Here is a 16223-nt window from a genome sequence, read left to right as displayed (position 1 = left end):
TCCTGGTGACCGCTTCCCCAGACCGGCACGAGGCCGCCGAACAGCTCGCGCTGGTGCTCACCAACCATGGGCTACAGCGCATGACCGCCCGGGTGCTTGCCACGTTGCTGTTCACCGAGGAGGCCAGTACGACGATGGGCGAGCTGGCCGAACGACTGCAGGCGAGCTCAGGGGCGGTCTCCGGCGCGATCAAAATGCTCACCTCGGTCGGTCTGGCTGAGCGGGTGCCGGCCCCCGGCACTCGGCGGGATCACTACCGGCTCCGCGACGACGCGTGGGCGACGCTGTTCACCAATCAAAACGTCGTGATTTCGGCGATGCTGGCCGCGGCCGAGGCCGGGATCGCGGCCACCGAACCCGATAGTGTTGCCCGGCACCGGCTGACCCGGATGCATGACTTCTACGCCTTCCTGCTCGCCGAGATCCCGGCGGTTTTGCAGCGCTGGCGGCAGTCGACGGTTTCAGCGGATAAGTAGCGCCACACATTCGGTGTGGTGGGTCAGCGGGAACGCGTCGAACACCTTGATCTTCTCGACGGTGTAACCGTGACCGCGGTAGAGCCCGATGTCGCGGGCGAAAGATGCTGCCTCACAACCGATGTGCACCACGCGGCCAACCCCGGCCGCGGCCAAGAGGTCGATGACCTCACGCCCGGCCCCCGATCGCGGCGGGTCCAGCACCGCGACGTCCGCTCGGGGGGCGCTCGCGCGTTGCTCCGTCAGCGCCCGCCGCACGGAATCCGTCACCACCTGTACCTGCGGCAGATCAACCAACGCCTCGCGCGCCGACCGCGTCGCGGCGCGCGAGGTGTCGACGGTCAGCACCCGCCCGGACTCCCCCACCGCCTCCCCGAGCGCCGCGGCGAAGACACCCGCGCCGCCGTAGAGATCCCAGGCGGTCGCGCCGGCGGCGGGCTGCGCCCAGTCGACCACCAGCGCGCTGTACGCCGCCGCCGCGTCGCGGTGCGCCTGCCAAAAGGCCGTCACCGGCACCCGCCAGCTGCGCCGGCCCACCCGCTGCACCGCGTAATAGTCGCCCTCGGCCACCGTGGTCGCGGTCCGCTTGCCCGCCCGCGCGCTGCTGACCACGTGACGGCGGCCATCGTCGTCGAGCACGACGTGCAGGTGGGCGTGCGGCTGCCACTCGGTTGCCGCGAGCCCGTCCAACATCGCGGCCGGCAGCTGCCCGCAGCGCAGGTCGGTCACCAGTTCGTCGCTGTGGTAGCGGTGAAAACCGGGGCGACCGTCAGCCCCGACGTCCAGCCGGACCCGGGTCCGCCAGCCGGTCGGTCCGCCGGCCGACAGCGACTCGGCTCCGGTGTCCGGGCTGTCCCAGCGGAATCCGCCCAGACGTTCCAGCTGATTGGCCACGACCTGCGCCTTGAGCACCCGGACCGCCTCGGGACGGGCGAACGCCAGATCGCAACACCCGGCACCGTCCGCCCCGGCGATCGGGCACAGCGACACACCCCGATCGGCCGACGGTTCGATCACCTCGATAACCTCTGCGTGCCAATAGGATCCGCGATCCGCGGTGACCCGCACCCGCACCCGCTCGCCCGGCAGCGCGTAGCGGACGAACACCACCCGGCCGTCGTGGTGGGCCACGCAGCTGCCGCCGTTCGCCGGCGCACCGGTGTCCAGCGTGAGTTCCGGGTTGGTCAATCGAAGATTCCCCGCCGGGCGTCACCCGGGGCGGCGTGCGGCTGCAACGTGGCGACCCGCTCCGACGAATTCAATTGCCAGGGAACCGAAGTCACCATAACCCCGGGCATGAACAACAATCGGCCCTTGAGCCGCAGCGCACTTTGGTTGTGCAGCACCTGCTCCCACCAATGGCCCACCACATACTCCGGGATGAACACCGTCACGACGGTGCGCTTGGATTCCTTGCTCAGCCGTTTGACGTAATCCAGTATCGGACGGGTGATTTCACGGTACGGCGAGGCGATGACCTTCAGCGGTACGCTGATGTCGCTCTCTTCCCATTTGTGCACCAGCGCACGGGTTTCCGCGTCGTCGACGTTGACGGTGATGGCCTCCAGCGCATCCGGACGGGTCGCGCGCGCGTAGGCCAGCGCGCGCAACGTCGGCAGGTGCAACTTCGATACCAGCACCAGGGCGTGGTTGCGGCTGGGCAACACCACGTCGCCCTGGGCGGCTTCTTGCTCGGCGAGTTCCCGGTTCACGGTGTCGTAGTGTTTGCGGATCATCTTCATGACGACGAACAGGAAACTCATCGCGACGATCGCGATCCACGCTCCGGCAAGGAATTTCGTGACCAACACGACCAGCAGAACCGCGCCGGTGGAGAAGAAGCCGACGGTGTTGACGACGCGCGAGCGCATCATCTTGCTGCGCACGCTGGGGTCGGTTTCGGTGCGCAGCAACCGGGTCCAGTGCCGGACCATGCCGATCTGGCTCAGGGTGAACGAGATGAAGACGCCGACGATGTACAGCTGGATGAGCGCCGTCACCTCACCGCGGAACGCGATGACGAACGCGAGGGCCGCCGCCGATAGGAAGAGGATTCCGTTGGAGAATGCCAGCCGGTCCCCACGGGTGTGCAACTGGCGCGGCAGGTAACTGTGCTGGGCCAGTATCGAACCGAGAACCGGAAACCCGTTGAAGGCCGTGTTGGCGGCCAACACCAAGATGAGCGCGGTCACCGCCGTGATCGCGAGGAACCCGATGTGGAAGCTGCCGAACACCGTTCCCGCCAGCTGGGTAACCAAGGTCTTCTGGTAGTAGTTCGACGGGGCGCCCAACAGCTGGGTCGCCGGGTCCTCGACCATCTGCACGCCGATCGCCTTGGACAGCACGATGATGCCCATCAACAGGGCCACCGCGATCGCGCCCAGCATCAGCAGGGTCGTGGCCGCGTTGCGGGATTTGGGCTTCTCGAAGGCCGGCACGCCGTTGCTGATCGCCTCCACACCGGTCAGTGCCGCGCACCCGGACGAGAAGGACCGGGCGATCAGGAACGCCAGCGCGAACCCGGCGATGCTGCCGTTCTCGGCCTTCATGTGGAAGCCGGCGGATTCCGCCTGCAAATGGTTGTCCAGTACGAAGATCCGGATCAGCCCCCAGCCGATCATGCACGCCACGCCGACGATGAAGGCGTAGGTGGGAATCGCGAAGGCCAGCCCGGATTCGCGCACCCCGCGCAGATTCATCGCCATCACCAGCAGGATGGCGCCCACGCAGAACCACACCTTGTTTTCGGCCACGACGGGCAGCGCCGAGCCGATGTTCGACATCGCCGATGCGGTCGAAACAGCAACGGTGAGAACGTAATCCACCATCAGCGCGCTGGCCACCACCAGACCGGCGGTGTCGCCCAGGTTGGTGGTGACCACCTCGTAGTCGCCGCCGCCCGACGGGTAGGCGTGCACGTTCTGCCGGTAGCTGGCGACGACGACCAGCATCACCGCCGCCACCGCCAGCCCGATCAACGGCGACAACGCGTAGGCCGACAGGCCCCCGACCGAGAGCATCAGAAAGATTTCCTCGGGCGCGTATGCCACCGAGGACAAGGCATCGGAGGCAAACACCGGCAACGCGATCCGCTTGGGCAGTAGCGTGTGACTCAGACGGTCGCTGCGAAACGGTCGGCCGATCAGCAGCCGGCGCGCAGCGGTCGAAAGTTTGGACACGAGAGCCAAGGGTAAGCCCGCCATGCCGGTCGCGTCGCCGTAGGCGAGAATGTTCTCCGACGAGTCGGCTGGGCGTCGGAAGGCGCAGCACCGAGAGGACCTCAAGTGCGGGTAATAGTGATGGGGTGCGGCCGCGTGGGCTCGTCGCTCGCCGACGGGCTGTCCCGGATCGGCCACGACGTCGCCGTCATCGACCGCGACAGCGCGGCCTTCAACCGGCTCAGTCCCGAGTTCGCCGGCCAACGGGTGCTCGGCCAGGGCTTCGACCGAGATGTCCTGTTGCGGGCGGGGGTCGAACAGACCGACGCGTTCGCCGCGGTGTCCTCGGGAGACAACTCGAACATCATCTCGGCGCGTCTGGCCCGGGAAACCTTCCGCGTGCAGCGCGTGGTCGCCCGGATCTACGACGCGAAGCGCGCCGAGGTCTACGAACGCCTCGGGATTCCCACCATCGCCACGGTGCCCTGGACCACGGACCGGTTGTTCAATGCGCTGACCCGGGAGAGCGAGACGACGAAGTGGCGCGATCCCACCGGCACCGTCGCCGTGTCCGAGGTCGTCTTGCACGACGACTGGGTCGGGCACCGGGCCACCGATCTGGAGCAGGCCACCGGCGCGCGGGTGGCGTTCATCATCAGGTTTGGCACGGGCATCCTGCCGGAACCGAAGACCGTCATCCAGGCGGGTGACCAGGTCTACGTCGCCGCGATATCGGGCCGCGCCGCCGAGGCGGTGGCCATTGCCGCGCTACCACCCAGCGAAGACCTAGAGGCGGGGGCGCGCACGTGAAGGTAGCAGTTGCCGGGGCGGGCGCCGTCGGGCGTTCGGTCACCCGCGAACTGGTCGAGAACGGCCACGACGTGACCCTGATCGAACGCAACCCCGACCACGTCGACGTCGACGCGATCCCGGCCGCGCACTGGCGGCTCGGCGATGCCTGCGAGCTGAGCCTGCTTGAGTCGGTGCACCTGGAAGATTTCGACGTGGCGGTCGCCGCCACCGGCGACGACAAGGTCAACGTGGTGCTCAGCCTGCTGGCCAAAACCGAGTTCGCGGTGCCGCGGGTGGTGGCCCGGGTCAACGATCCGCGCAACGAGTGGCTGTTCACCGACGCCTGGGGTGTGGACGTGGCGGTGTCCACCCCGCGGATGCTGTGTTCGTTGATCGAGGAAGCGGTCGCGGTCGGCGACCTGGTGCGGCTGATGGAATTCCGCAAGGGCGGGGCCAACCTGGTGGAGATCACCCTGCCCGACGACACGCCGTGGGGCGGCAAGCCGGTGCGCAGACTGCAGCTGCCGCGGGATGCGGCGCTGGTGACGATCCTGCGGGGCCCGCGCGTCATCGTGCCCGAATCCGACGAACCCCTGGAGGGCGGCGACGAGCTGCTCTTCGTGGCGGTCACCGAGGTCGAAGAGGACCTGCGCAAGTTGTTGCTGCCCGAAGGGCCCCCGCCCGGCGATTAGCGGCCGGTGTCGGCCTCGAGTTCGGGGCTGCCAGCTTCGGCTCCCGAGTCAGCGAGGGCGCGGTGCGCGGCCCTGATCGCCCCGTACGTCAGCAGCGCGGCCAGCGCGGTCAGCGGCCAACCCATCCCCAGGCGCGCGGCCGCCAACCAGCCGGTCCGATTGGCGTCATACAGCCAGTGCTGGACCACGAAGCGGGCAGCGAAGACCAGCACCCAGCCCAGCGACGCGACGTCGAACGCGTATACGGCGCGCGGGACGTCGCGCCAGGCCCGGTCGCGGCCGCTGGCCCAGCTCCACAGGTAGCCGACGACGGGCCGGCGGATCATCACCGACACCGTGAACACCACCGCCCACAGCAGCGACGTCCAGATGCCGAGCAGGAAGTAGCCCTTGGATTGCCCGACGAAGTAGGCGATCAGCGCGCAGATGCCGACGCCCATAAACCCGGAAAGCGCCGGCTGCACGGAATCGCGTCGCACCAGCCGCCACACCAACACCAGCGCTGCGACGGCCAACGCGCTTGCGATCGCGGGCACCAGGCCGGCGGCGGCCGAAACCGCCACGAAGACGACCACCGGCAGCGACGAGTAGACGAGACCACTGACGCCGCCCACCTGCGCGAGCAGGCGCTCGGGGCTGGCGCGGCGAGCGGTCACCGGTCCGCCCTCGGTGTCGAAGCCGTCGAGGCTGTCGAGGCTCACCGCTGAATTTCGTAGTGCGGGTTGTAGATCGCCTTGGCGCCGTTCTCCAGCTTGCCCAGCCGGCCGCGCACCCGCAGCGTGCGTCCCGAGTCGATGCCGGGGATCCGGCGTTGCCCCAGCCACACCAGGGTGACCGTGTCGCTGCCGTCGAAAAATTCGGCGCGCACCCCGCCGGCGCAGCCCTTGCCGTTGGTCTCGACGCTGCGCAGCGTGCCCACCATCGTGACCTCCTGGCCGCGCTCGCAGTCGATCGCGCGCTGCGCACCGGTGGTGGCGACCTCTTCGGACAAGTCCTCGGAGTCGAGTTTCTCCGGGTCCTCCGTCAACCGCCGGGTGAGCCGGCGCAGATAACCCTGGGCCCCCATTGGCCACTCCTGACACTGCTTGTTGGTGTCCCTACTGTCTGCCAACGGACACCGTAGACCTGTTGGTTCCCCGGCGCCACGCGGACCAAACCGAGGTTATTGGACTGCCTGCGGGTACGCGGCAGTATCGAGGAGTGAGTGACGAATTGCACGGTGTCACAGCCGTGTTATTGCCCGGCACCGGTTCCGACGACGGCTATGTCCGGCGGGCGTTCTCCGGGCCGCTGCGGGGCGTCGGCGCGGTGCTGCGGACACCGCCGCCGCAGCCGCAGCAGTTGATCAAGGGCTATCTTGCGGCGTTGGACGAGGCCGCGAGCGCGGGTCCGATCTGTGTGGGCGGTATCTCCATCGGCGCCGCGGTGGCCACCGCGTGGGCGTTGGCCCATCCCGAGCGCGCCGTCGCCGTCCTGGCCGCGCTGCCGGCCTGGACGGGCGCGCCCGGGTCGGCGCCCGCCGCCCTGGCCGCACGGCACACGGCCGACCAGCTGCGGCGCGACGGCCTGGCGGCGACGACGACGCAGATGCGGGCCTCCAGTCCGCCGTGGCTGGCCGAGGAGCTGACCCGCTCGTGGGCGGCGCAGTGGCCGCATTTGCCCGACGCGATGGACGAAGCGGCGGCCTACCGGGCGCCGAGCCACTCCGAGCTGGCCCGCCTGGCCACCCCGCTGGGCGTGTGCGCCGCGGTCGACGACCCGATCCACCCGCTGGCGGTGGGAGTCGAATGGGTTGACGCGGCGCCGCACGCCGCGCTGCGCACGGTGACGCTGGATCAGTTCGGCGCGGATGCCTCCGCGCTGGGCGCCGCCTGCCTGGCCGCGCTCGCCGACGCGTCGGGTTAGCCGCCGGTGCTGCGCAGCTGCTGCATCGCTGATCCCTCGGCGCTGCGGCGCGCGGTCGGGTCGGCGGGCTGCTCCGGCGTGGCGGCCTGCTGTGCGGCCTGTTGGGCGGCCGCCTCCTGCAGCTGCGACGCCATCGGCTCGGGCAGCTGCACCGGCAACGGCGTGCGCACCGGCAGCGGCGTGTCTCCTCGGCGAACAACGGTGTCCGCCAACGCTTCTCGGGCCTCGTCGACCAACGCGTCGATCGTCTCCTGCGGGCCGTTGACGACGCAGCGAATCATCCACCGGTAGCCGTCGACGCCGATGAAATGCACCACGCCGGCGGCGGTACCGATCACTTCGCGGCCCCACGGCCCGTCCCGGATGACGACCTTGGCCGAGTCCTTGCGAAGTGAGTCGGCGAGCTCGCCGGCCACCTCGCGCCACAGGCCGGCGGTCTTCGGTGCCGCGTAGGCGGCGATGGTGAAACGACCGTTGGGGGTAATGACCCACACCGCGCTCGGCACCCCGCCCTCGGTCAACTCGACCTGCAGCTGGCTGCCCTCCGGCATCGGAATCAGCACCGAACCCAGGTCCAGCCGGGCCAACTCGGCGGCCGCGGGATCGTCGAAGTCCTCGATGTCGAACGGGCCCTGCAGCTCCTCCTCGGATTCCTCGGCAGCCGCCGCCTCGATGGGTGCCTCGTCCGGGCCGCCCGCCTCGTCAGCGCTGTCGTCGTCGCTCGCACGTCTCCGAAAAACTGCCATCACAAACTCGCATGCCCGCCGGAGGAACCGTGGCCGCCGTCGCCACGGGATGTCTCGGCCAGCCCGGCTTCGTCGAACGACGAGACCTCGACCAGCTCGACCAACTCGACCCGCTGCACCAGCAATTGCGCAATCCGGTCACCGCGATGCACGTCGATGGGCGCGACCGGGTCGAGGTTGATCAGCGAAACCTTGATCTCTCCACGGTAGCCCGCATCGATGGTGCCCGGGCTGTTGACGATCGAAAGTCCCACCCGCGCGGCCAATCCCGAGCGCGGGTGCACCAGCCCGACCATCCCGAACGGGATGGCCACCGCGACGCCGGTGCGGACCAGGGCCCGGTGCCCCGGCGCCAGCTGGACGTCTTCGGCGCTGAAGAGATCGACCCCGGCGTCGCCCTCATGCGCGCGGCTGGGCAGCGGGAGCCCGGGATCGAGGCGAACGATGTTGACTTGGGAAGCCAGACTGGTCGACACGGGGCCACAGATTACCCTTGACCGCGTGTCCGATACGCGCGTCGCGGCGCACAGTGTGCGATATCGCGAGCGATTGTGGGTGCCGTGGTGGTGGTGGCCGCTGGGGTTCGCGCTGGCGGCGCTCCTGGCGTTCGAAATCAACATGGGCATCGCCGCCCTGCCCGACTGGCTCCCGTACGCGACGCTTTTCACCGTCGCGGCCGCGACCCTGCTGTGGTTGGGCCGCGCCGAGATCCGGGTGACCCAAGGCTCCGGGCATGGCGTGGAATTGTGGGCCGGACCCGCCCACCTGCCCGCCACGGTGGTCGCCCGCTCCGCCGAAATCCCGCGCACGGCCAAGTCGGCGGCGTTGGGGCGCCAGTTCGACCCGGCGGCCTTCGTGCTGCACCGGGCGTGGGTCGGCCCGATGGTCCTGCTGGTGCTCGACGATCCCGACGACCCGACGCCGTACTGGCTGGTGAGCTGCCGTCACCCGGACCGGGTGCTGTCGGCGCTGAGAAGCTGACCGCGGCGATCAGGCCGCGCAGTCCGTACAGATCATCACGCCGTTCTTCTCGGTGGCCAGCCGACTGCGGTGTTGCACCAAAAAGCAGCTCGAGCAGGTGAATTCGTCGGCCTGCTTGGGAATCACGCGAACCGACAGCTCCTCGCCGGAAAGGTCGGCCCCGGGCAGCTCGAAAGACTCAGCGGATTCGGATTCGTCGACGTCGACAACGGCCGAGGCCGCCTCGTTGCGTCGTGCTTTCAGCTCCTCCAGCGAGTCCTCCGAGACGTCGTCTGTCTCGGTACGCCGCGGAGCGTCATAGTCGGTAGGCATCTTGCTAATCCCCGTCCTGTCCCCTCTAAACCCTCTAAAAATCCGCTGGAAGACCTCTAAGCCCTCAACACCTCAAGCAACGCTTTGTACCAGCGTCGAACGCATCCACCAAATGATTCGTGCCCGGATCGACCCCCATTCGAGTGTGATTTACGTCACACTTGTGCCCCACCCTCAGCAATGGCCTCAGCAACGGCCTCAGCAACCTGCTTAAACAGGCCGTTTAGAGTGCACGTGTGGTCGCATTAATCACCGAGGGAACCGCTTTCGACAAGCACGGTCGGCCGTTTCGGCGGCGCAATCCCCGGCCGGCGATCATCGTGCTGGTGTTTTTGCTGGTGGCAACCGCCATGGCCTGGACCGTCGCGCTGACCCGGCCGAACAAGGCCCGGCAGGCGGAAACCTGCAACCCGCCGCCGCAAGCGGCGCAAACGACCGGATCGGCGGCCACCCAGCTCGGGGAGCCGGCGTCGCGCAGCGAAATGATGGATGTCACACCCGCCAAGCTCAGCGACACCAAGATCCACGTTCTCAACGCCAGCGGGCGGGGCGGACAGGCCGCCGACGTGGCCGGCGCGCTCAAGGATCTCGGCTTCGCCCAGCCGACCGCCGCCAACGATCCGATCTACGCCACCACCCGACTGACCTGCCAGGGCCAGATCCGCTTCGGCACGGCCGGGGCGGCGACCGCCGCGGCGGTGTGGTTGGTCGCGCCGTGCGCCGAGCTGTTCCACGACAGCCGCGCCGACGACTCCGTCGACCTCGCGATCGGCACCGACTTCGGCGCGCTGGCGCACAGCGACGACATCGACGCCGTGCTCGCCACCCTGCGCCCTGGCGCGAACGAGCCGTCCGACCCGACGCTGCTGTCAAAGGTCCACTCCAGCAGCTGCTGACGTCAGTGCCCGAGCGGCGCCAGCCCGTCGAATCGCTGCAGCGCCGCCAACAGCTCGTCGGCGATGCCCGGCGCCGCGGCCACCACCAATTCCGCGTCGCCCGCCGACCCGCTCGCACCGGGCTGCACCACCCGCGCCCCCGCCTCGGCCGCGATCAACGCACCCGCCGCGCGATCCCACACCTGCAGCCCGTGCTCGTAGTACGCGTCCAGCCGGCCGGCCGCGACCATGCACAAGTCCAGCGCCGCGGAACCGATGCGACGCACGTCGCGGACCACCGGGAGCATTTGGGCCAACAGGGCCGCCTGCGTGGTGCGGCGCGCCTGCGAATACCCGAAGCCGGTGCCCAGCAACGCCATCGACAAATCATCGACGTCGGTGCAGCGCAGCGCATGTCTGCCACGCCCGTCGGTGACGTGCGCGCCGAGTCCGATGGCGGCCGAATACACCTGTCCCGCAACGACATCGGCTACCGCGCCGGCCACCGATACGCCGCCGACCTGCGCCGCGACCGACACCGCGTACGCCGGGATGCCGTAGACGAAGTTGACCGTGCCGTCGATGGGGTCGAGCACCCACGTGACCTGTCTGGAGCCGACGGCATCGGCGGGCCCGCCGCCCTCCTCCCCCAGGATCGGATCACCCGGCCGCAGCTGAGCCAGCCGATCGCGCAGCAGCCGTTCGGTGTCGGTGTCGACGACGGTCACCGGATCGGTCGGGGTGCTCTTGGCCCGAACCACGCCGCCCGCGGGGTCCTGGCACGCGCCGAACACCTCGGCGCGGCGACGACGGACGAACTCGGCGGCCTCGGCGGCCAGCGTCTCGGCCACCGAGCGCAGCAGCGCGGGATCGTCCTCACGTCGTGTCACCGCTACATCGCATCACACGGTTAAGGTGAGCGGACAACTCAAGTCTCGCCGAGGAGATTGGATGAGCAGCACCGACTCAGCCCAGCGCCGTGGCTTCGGCATCGACGTCGGCGGCAGCGGCATCAAGGGCGGAATCGTCGACCTGGACACCGGCGCGCTGATCGGTGATCGGATCAAACTGCTGACACCGCAGCCGGCCACCCCGAAGGCCGTCGCCAAGACCATCGCCGAAGTGGTCAACGGATTCGGCTGGACCGGACCGCTCGGGGTGACCTATCCGGGCGTCGTCACCCACGGCGTGGTCCAGACGGCGGCCAACGTGGACAAGGCCTGGATCGGGACCAATGCCCGCGACGTCATCAGCTCCGAGCTGAACGGCCAAGACGTCACCGTCCTCAACGACGCCGACGCCGCCGGGCTCGCCGAGGAGCGCTACGGGGCCGGCAAAGACAACTCCGGGTTGGTCATTTTGCTGACCTTCGGCACCGGAATCGGGTCCGCCGTCATCCACAACGGGACGCTGATACCCAACACCGAGCTCGGGCACGTCGAGGTCGGCGGCAAAGAGGCCGAGCACCGGGCGGCCTCGTCGGTCAAAGAACGCCGCGGCTGGAGCTACGAAAAGTGGACCAAGCAGGTCACCAAGGTGCTGATCGCCATCGAGAACGTGATGTGGCCCGATCTGTTCATCGCCGGCGGCGGGATCAGCCGCAAGGCCGACAAATGGGTCCCGCTGCTGGAAAACCGCATCCCGGTGGTGCCCGCCGCCCTTCTCAACACCGCCGGAATAGTCGGCGCGGCCATGGCTTCCGCCACCGACGTCACGCACTGAATTTTGCCCGGTAGCGCGGTACAGGCACGCACTGTCGTTACAATGGTCACCGCGGCCGCCAGATAGCGCGAGAGTGCTCACGCTGATATCCAAGCCGACATTCGACATAGCAGACACTTTCGGTTAAGCATGCCCAGACCCGCCGGAAGTGAGTCCGACCGAAGGGGTGTATGTGGCAGCGACCAAGGCAAGCCCGGCAACCGATGAGCCGGTGAAGCGCACCGCCACGAAATCTCACGGTTCTCCCGCCAAGAGCGCCACCAAGCGGTCAGCGGCCTCGGCGTCCAAGGCCTCTAACGGGTCCGCCCCGGCGAAGCGGGCCGCCAAGGCGGCACCCGCCAAGGCCGCCCCGGCCGCCGAGCCGGCGCCGAAGAAAACCCGCGCGTCAGCCAGCTCGGCCAAGAGCGCCCCGGCGAAGGCACCGACCGGCCGCGGCCGCAAAACAAAAGCCGCTGCGCCCAAAGACACTCCGGCAGATCCCGAGGCCGCACTGGAACCCATTGATTCCGAGGCCGCCGATCTCGAAGAGGACCTGGACGTCGAACCCGACCTCGCCGTCGAGGACATCGACATCGACGCCGCCGACCTCAACCTCGAGGACCTGGTAGACGACGACGTCGCGGTCGAAGCCGAGGACACCGACGTCGAGCCGGGCGACGCCGACGACGGCGAAGCGAGCCCGGTCAAGGTGGCCGGCGAGGCCGGCGCCGAAGAAGACGAGGAGATCGCCGAGCCGTCCGAAAAGGACAAGGCCTCCGGCGATTTCGTGTGGGACGAAGACGAATCCGAGGCGCTGCGCCAGGCCCGCAAGGACGCCGAGCTCACCGCGTCGGCGGACTCCGTCCGCGCCTACCTCAAGCAGATCGGCAAGGTGGCGCTGCTCAACGCCGAGGAAGAGGTCGAGCTGGCCAAGCGGATCGAGGCCGGGCTGTACGCCACCCAGCTGATGACCGAGCTGACCGAGCGCGGCGACAAGCTGCCCGCCGCTCAGCGCCGCGACATGGTGTGGATCTGCCGCGACGGCGATCGCGCGAAAAACCATCTGCTGGAAGCCAATCTGCGCCTGGTGGTGTCGCTGGCCAAGCGCTACACGGGCCGCGGCATGGCGTTTTTGGACCTGATCCAGGAGGGCAACCTGGGCCTGATCCGCGCGGTGGAGAAGTTCGACTACACCAAGGGCTACAAGTTCTCCACCTACGCGACGTGGTGGATCCGTCAGGCCATCACCCGCGCCATGGCCGACCAGGCGCGCACCATCCGCATCCCGGTGCACATGGTCGAGGTGATCAACAAGCTCGGCCGCATCCAGCGTGAGCTGCTGCAGGATCTCGGCCGCGAGCCCACGCCCGAAGAGCTCGCCAAGGAAATGGACATCACCCCGGAAAAGGTGCTGGAGATCCAGCAGTACGCCCGGGAGCCGATCTCGCTGGACCAGACCATCGGCGACGAGGGCGACAGCCAACTGGGTGACTTCATCGAGGACAGCGAAGCGGTGGTGGCCGTCGACGCGGTCTCGTTCACACTGCTGCAGGACCAACTGCAGTCGGTGCTGGAGACGCTGTCGGAACGCGAGGCCGGCGTGGTGCGGCTGCGCTTCGGCCTCACCGACGGGCAGCCCCGCACGCTCGACGAGATCGGCCAGGTGTACGGCGTGACCCGCGAACGCATCCGCCAGATCGAGTCCAAGACGATGTCAAAACTGCGGCACCCCAGCCGTTCTCAGGTCCTGCGGGACTACCTGGACTAGGGCTGACATGAAAAAAGTTCTGGCGCTTCTCGTGCTGGCCGTCGGACTGGCCGCACCAGCTTATGCCGACGGCATCGACGACGCCTTCATCGCCAACCTCAACAGCTCCGGCATCAACTACGGGCCATCCGACAAGGCGATCCAGGTCGCCAAGACGGTCGTCTGCGGCACCCTCAACGACAACCCCAACACCAGCAACGCCGACCTGATCGCCAAGGTCACCGGCGCCACCACCTGGGCGCCCAACGACGCCGCCTACTTCACCGGGGCCGCCATCCAGGCCTACTGCCCGCAATACGGCAAACCGGCCCCCAAAAAGCCGGGGTTTCACCAGGCCGCGGCGCGGTAACCTTCTCCCACAGCCGGAATCCGGGTTTGGCTCAGGCGTTCGGCTAGTTGGCAAGCAGTAGCCGCAGTTCGGAGTCAACAACGTCGAGATCGCGCGCGGTGCGAAAGGATTAGGCCGCGATGCCGCCGAACCGCCCGACAGCCGAGTCCGGCGCCTCGCCACGGCAGCCGTGGTGGCGCCGCCGGGCCAACGTGATTACTGCTGTCCTGACGGCGCTGGCCGTCATCGCCGTCGCCATTTTCGTCACCGTCATCACCGGCCGCCGCCAACACGACTCGAATCGCCCGGTGATCGCGCCGCCGGCCAGCACCTCGCCGCCCACCAGCACCGCGCAACCCACCGGTGCCCAGGCCCGCCAGCCCGGCTACGGTCCTCAGGTCACGCTGCCGTTCACCGGCCTCAGCCGACCCGGCGACGTGACGGTGGACCCCGCCGGGAACGTCTACGTCGCCGACTTCGGCACCAGCCGGGTGCTGAAGCTGGCACCCGGCTCGACCTTCCCGATCGCACTGCCGTTCACCGGCCTCAACAAGCCGCAGGGTCTCGCGGCCGATGGCGCCGGCACCCTCTACCTCACCGACCCCGGCAACAAACACGTGCTGACGCTGCTGGCGGGCTCGGGCACCCAGGGCGTGCTGCCGTTAGCCGGCCTTAACCAGCCCTGGGGTGTGGCGGTCGACAAAACCGGCAGCGTCTACGTCACCGACGTGACCAGGGATCGGGTGGTCAAGCTGACCGCGCACTCCACCAGCGTGGCCGTGCTGCCGTTCACCGGCCTGCGGGCCCCGCAGAGTGTGGCGGTGAACGCCGCCGGCGACGTCTTCGTCAGCGACTTCGGCAACAACCGCGTGCTGCGGCTGCCGGCCGGTTCGAACGCGCCGGCCGAGCTGCCGTTCACCGGCCTGAACGGCCCCTACGGGTTGGCGGTGGACGCCGCCGGCAACCTCTTCCTCGCCGACGATCTCAACAATCGGGTGCTCAAGCTGGCACCGGGCGCGGCCACCCCGACGACGCTGCCGATCACCGGGCTCAACAATCCCACCTCGGTGGCCGTGGACCGCGCCGGCAACCTCTATGTCACCGACTACGGCAACGACCAGGTGGTGGAGTTGCCCGCGCGTTGAGTCACCCGGCTGACGGCGGTCTCTTCATGACGGTCCCCCGCAGCTCCGCTCCGAGCTCGATGTCGTCGTAGTTTCCCCGCTTGCGCCAACCGCTGCCGGGCGACTCCGGCGGTTCCTCGGCCTCCGCCGAGCCTTCGATCGGGTCCTCGTACTCCTCCGGGCCATCCTCGTACGCGCCCAACTTTTGCTTTCGTTTGCGCCAGCCGCTGCCCGCGGACGTGACGGGCGGCGGCAGCAGCGGCGGCATGGGGAAGTCGTCCGCGCTCAGGGCGTCTAGGGCTTCCTGGTCGGTGAGAGGCGTTGCGGCCGAAGCGAGTTGGACCGGCGCTTGCGACCCGGTCAACATTCCCACCACCGCGGGCGGCAGGGTCAGCTTGCCCATCGACACGCCCACACCGATCGCCGCGGCGGGTTCCGCCGACAGCCCGGCGGCGCCGAACGCGCCCGCACCTTCGGGCAGCGCGCCCAGGGCGGCCTCGCCTTCCGACAGCCCGGCGCCCACGTCGCCGCCCACCGCCTGCAGCGACTCGGCCGCGCTGAGTTGCGCGAGATAGCTGAGCAGGTTGACCGGAAGTCCCCCGGCGATGACCTGGGTGATCCAGGTGTTCACGAACCCGGCCCAACCCTTGTTCGGATCGATCGCCTGCAGCGCCGAAATGAACGACGAGATCGCAGAATTGGCGGCCGCACGTGCCGCCACGACGCCTTGGGCGGCCGCCCCCGCCGGGTCGGCGATCGGCGCGGGCGACGAGAACAGCGGCAGCGTGGTGGCGTGCGCCGAGGCCACGAGATAGCGACTCATCGCCGCCGAGTTAGTGGCCCACATGCTTTGGTATTCGTCTTCCGTTTCGGCGATGGCCGGAAGGTTGATCCCAAATTGATTGGTGGCCAACAGTTGTGCCAGCCGAGTCCGGTTGGCTCTGACCAGCGCGACCGGTAGCACCGTCGCGCGAACGGAGGTGAATGCCGCGACGGCGTTTTGCGCCGCGACCGCCAGCTGCTGACATTGCTGCGCGGTGTCGCGCAGCCAGGAAAGGTACGGCTCAACGGCTGAGGCCATCGCCGCCGACGACGGGCCCTGCCAGGCCTCGGTCAGTGACGACAGCGTCGCGGCATTGATCCCGGCGGACTCCTCCAGGCTCGCGGCGAGGCGCTGCCACGCGCTCGACGCCTCGACGAGTGACTCCGCTCCCGGGCCGGCGTGGATCCGCGCGGAGATGACCTCGGGGGGAAACGCGGAGAAGTCCACGCCGTCTCACCTCCCATACGCCGGAAACGAACACCAGTGTGCACGTTACGTCGGCGCTCAAGGTAGCGGGTCCGATTCCGCTGCGGCACAGAAAA

At 68.7% G+C, this 16223-nt stretch carries 19 protein-coding genes; 10 read left to right on the top strand and 9 right to left on the bottom strand.

The genetic code is table 11. The features are described from left to right. Positions 1–5 precede the first annotated feature (5 nt). Positions 6–476 (top strand): GbsR/MarR family transcriptional regulator, encoded by a 471-nt coding sequence (locus G6N66_RS08670; protein WP_263988792.1) that lies wholly within the window; start codon positions 6–8, stop codon positions 474–476. Here G6N66_RS08670 and G6N66_RS08665 read toward each other — a convergent pair. Further along, positions 462–1664, bottom strand: coding sequence for a class I SAM-dependent RNA methyltransferase (locus G6N66_RS08665; RefSeq protein ID WP_085235845.1), 1203 nt, complete (start codon positions 1662–1664; stop codon positions 462–464). The genes G6N66_RS08670 and G6N66_RS08665 overlap by 15 nt on opposite strands. Next, the gene (locus G6N66_RS08660) at positions 1661–3655 is read right to left on the bottom strand and encodes an APC family permease (RefSeq protein WP_085236212.1); all 1995 of its coding nucleotides are present in this window, start codon (positions 3653–3655) and stop codon (positions 1661–1663) included. Before G6N66_RS08660 ends, G6N66_RS08665 begins: the two co-directional genes overlap by 4 nt. A gap of 105 nt (positions 3656–3760) precedes the next feature. On the opposite strand from G6N66_RS08660, the gene G6N66_RS08655 reads away from it, so the two are divergent. Both G6N66_RS08655 and G6N66_RS08650 read left to right on the top strand, forming a co-directional pair. After that, the gene (locus G6N66_RS08655; protein ID WP_139825500.1) at positions 3761–4444 is read left to right on the top strand and encodes a potassium channel family protein; all 684 of its coding nucleotides are present in this window, start codon (positions 3761–3763) and stop codon (positions 4442–4444) included. Next, positions 4441–5118: a potassium channel family protein gene (locus G6N66_RS08650; protein WP_085235847.1), complete on the top strand. Its 678-nt coding sequence runs from the start codon at positions 4441–4443 to the stop codon at positions 5116–5118. The genes G6N66_RS08655 and G6N66_RS08650 overlap by 4 nt, the downstream gene beginning before the upstream one ends. On the opposite strand, the gene G6N66_RS08645 is transcribed toward G6N66_RS08650, so the two are convergent. Together G6N66_RS08645 and G6N66_RS08640 are read right to left on the bottom strand one after the other, a co-directional pair. Further along, on the bottom strand, positions 5115–5774 hold the full coding sequence (locus G6N66_RS08645) for a DUF3159 domain-containing protein (RefSeq protein WP_085236214.1): 660 nt from the start codon (positions 5772–5774) through the stop codon (positions 5115–5117). The genes G6N66_RS08650 and G6N66_RS08645 overlap by 4 nt on opposite strands. Before the next feature lie 41 nt (positions 5775–5815). Then, positions 5816–6184, bottom strand: coding sequence for an OB-fold nucleic acid binding domain-containing protein (locus G6N66_RS08640; protein WP_085235848.1), 369 nt, complete (start codon positions 6182–6184; stop codon positions 5816–5818). Positions 6185–6318: 134 nt separating this feature from the next. On the opposite strand from G6N66_RS08640, the gene G6N66_RS08635 reads away from it, so the two are divergent. Next, positions 6319–7023, top strand: a complete 705-nt coding sequence (locus tag G6N66_RS08635; RefSeq protein WP_085235849.1) for an alpha/beta fold hydrolase — start codon at positions 6319–6321, stop codon at positions 7021–7023. Here the strand turns inward: G6N66_RS08635 and G6N66_RS08630 are convergent. Both G6N66_RS08630 and dut read right to left on the bottom strand, forming a co-directional pair. Further along, a complete protein-coding gene (locus G6N66_RS08630) occupies positions 7020–7769 on the bottom strand; it encodes a DUF3710 domain-containing protein (protein ID WP_085235850.1) in 750 nt (249 codons plus the stop codon). The genes G6N66_RS08635 and G6N66_RS08630 overlap by 4 nt on opposite strands. Next, entirely contained in the window at positions 7769–8245 is a 477-nt protein-coding gene (gene dut / locus G6N66_RS08625) for a dUTP diphosphatase (protein ID WP_085235851.1), read from the bottom strand. Before dut ends, G6N66_RS08630 begins: the two co-directional genes overlap by 1 nt. 25 nt (positions 8246–8270) lie before the next feature. On the opposite strand from dut, the gene G6N66_RS08620 reads away from it, so the two are divergent. Further along, the gene (locus G6N66_RS08620; RefSeq protein ID WP_085235852.1) at positions 8271–8750 is read left to right on the top strand and encodes a DUF3093 domain-containing protein; all 480 of its coding nucleotides are present in this window, start codon (positions 8271–8273) and stop codon (positions 8748–8750) included. A gap of 9 nt (positions 8751–8759) precedes the next feature. Here the strand turns inward: G6N66_RS08620 and G6N66_RS08615 are convergent, their stop codons facing one another. Continuing rightward, on the bottom strand, positions 8760–9062 hold the full coding sequence (locus G6N66_RS08615; protein ID WP_085235853.1) for a DUF4193 domain-containing protein: 303 nt from the start codon (positions 9060–9062) through the stop codon (positions 8760–8762). A gap of 236 nt (positions 9063–9298) precedes the next feature. On the opposite strand from G6N66_RS08615, the gene cei reads away from it, so the two are divergent. Continuing rightward, positions 9299–9958, top strand: coding sequence for an envelope integrity protein Cei (cei, locus tag G6N66_RS08610; RefSeq protein ID WP_085235854.1), 660 nt, complete (start codon positions 9299–9301; stop codon positions 9956–9958). Positions 9959–9960: 2 nt separating this feature from the next. Here cei and G6N66_RS08605 read toward each other — a convergent pair whose 3' ends face one another. After that, entirely contained in the window at positions 9961–10827 is an 867-nt protein-coding gene (locus G6N66_RS08605) for an inositol monophosphatase family protein (RefSeq protein ID WP_085235855.1), read from the bottom strand. Between the two features lie 61 nt (positions 10828–10888). On the opposite strand from G6N66_RS08605, the gene ppgK reads away from it, so the two are divergent. From ppgK to G6N66_RS08585, 4 genes are all read left to right on the top strand, one after another. Then, a complete protein-coding gene (gene ppgK, locus G6N66_RS08600) occupies positions 10889–11659 on the top strand; it encodes a polyphosphate--glucose phosphotransferase (protein WP_085235856.1) in 771 nt (256 codons plus the stop codon). 172 nt (positions 11660–11831) lie between these two features. Next, a complete protein-coding gene (locus G6N66_RS08595) occupies positions 11832–13406 on the top strand; it encodes an RNA polymerase sigma factor (RefSeq protein WP_085236216.1) in 1575 nt (524 codons plus the stop codon). A 7-nt stretch (positions 13407–13413) separates the two neighbouring features. Beyond that, positions 13414–13755, top strand: a complete 342-nt coding sequence (locus G6N66_RS08590) for a DUF732 domain-containing protein (RefSeq protein WP_085235857.1) — start codon at positions 13414–13416, stop codon at positions 13753–13755. A gap of 119 nt (positions 13756–13874) precedes the next feature. Continuing rightward, positions 13875–14879, top strand: a complete 1005-nt coding sequence (locus G6N66_RS08585) for an NHL repeat-containing protein (protein WP_085235858.1) — start codon at positions 13875–13877, stop codon at positions 14877–14879. A 1-nt stretch (position 14880) separates the two neighbouring features. On the opposite strand, the gene G6N66_RS08580 is transcribed toward G6N66_RS08585, so the two are convergent. Continuing rightward, entirely contained in the window at positions 14881–16128 is a 1248-nt protein-coding gene (locus tag G6N66_RS08580; RefSeq protein ID WP_085235859.1) for a PPE family protein, read from the bottom strand. Between the last annotated feature and the right edge of the window lie 95 nt (positions 16129–16223).

Source organism: Mycobacterium conspicuum, from assembly GCF_010730195.1.
In the GTDB taxonomy this organism is placed as follows: Bacteria; Actinomycetota; Actinomycetes; order Mycobacteriales; family Mycobacteriaceae; genus Mycobacterium; species Mycobacterium conspicuum.
Note: the sequence above shows the minus strand (reverse complement) of the source record. Positions and strands in the feature narration are given on the sequence as shown.

What these genes read in the sequence shown, in the direction of transcription:
- ppgK (WP_085235856.1), top strand. Translation starts at nt 10,889, where the DNA reads ATGAGCAGCACCGACTCAGCCCAGCGCCGTGGCTTCGGCATCGACGTC.
- G6N66_RS08640 (WP_085235848.1), bottom strand. Translation starts at nt 6,184, where the DNA reads ATGGGGGCCCAGGGTTATCTGCGCCGGCTCACCCGGCGGTTGACGGAG.
- G6N66_RS08630 (WP_085235850.1), bottom strand. Translation starts at nt 7,769, where the DNA reads ATGGCAGTTTTTCGGAGACGTGCGAGCGACGACGACAGCGCTGACGAG.
- G6N66_RS08590 (WP_085235857.1), top strand. Translation starts at nt 13,414, where the DNA reads ATGAAAAAAGTTCTGGCGCTTCTCGTGCTGGCCGTCGGACTGGCCGCA.
- G6N66_RS08615 (WP_085235853.1), bottom strand. Translation starts at nt 9,062, where the DNA reads ATGCCTACCGACTATGACGCTCCGCGGCGTACCGAGACAGACGACGTC.
- G6N66_RS08585 (WP_085235858.1), top strand. Translation starts at nt 13,875, where the DNA reads ATGCCGCCGAACCGCCCGACAGCCGAGTCCGGCGCCTCGCCACGGCAG.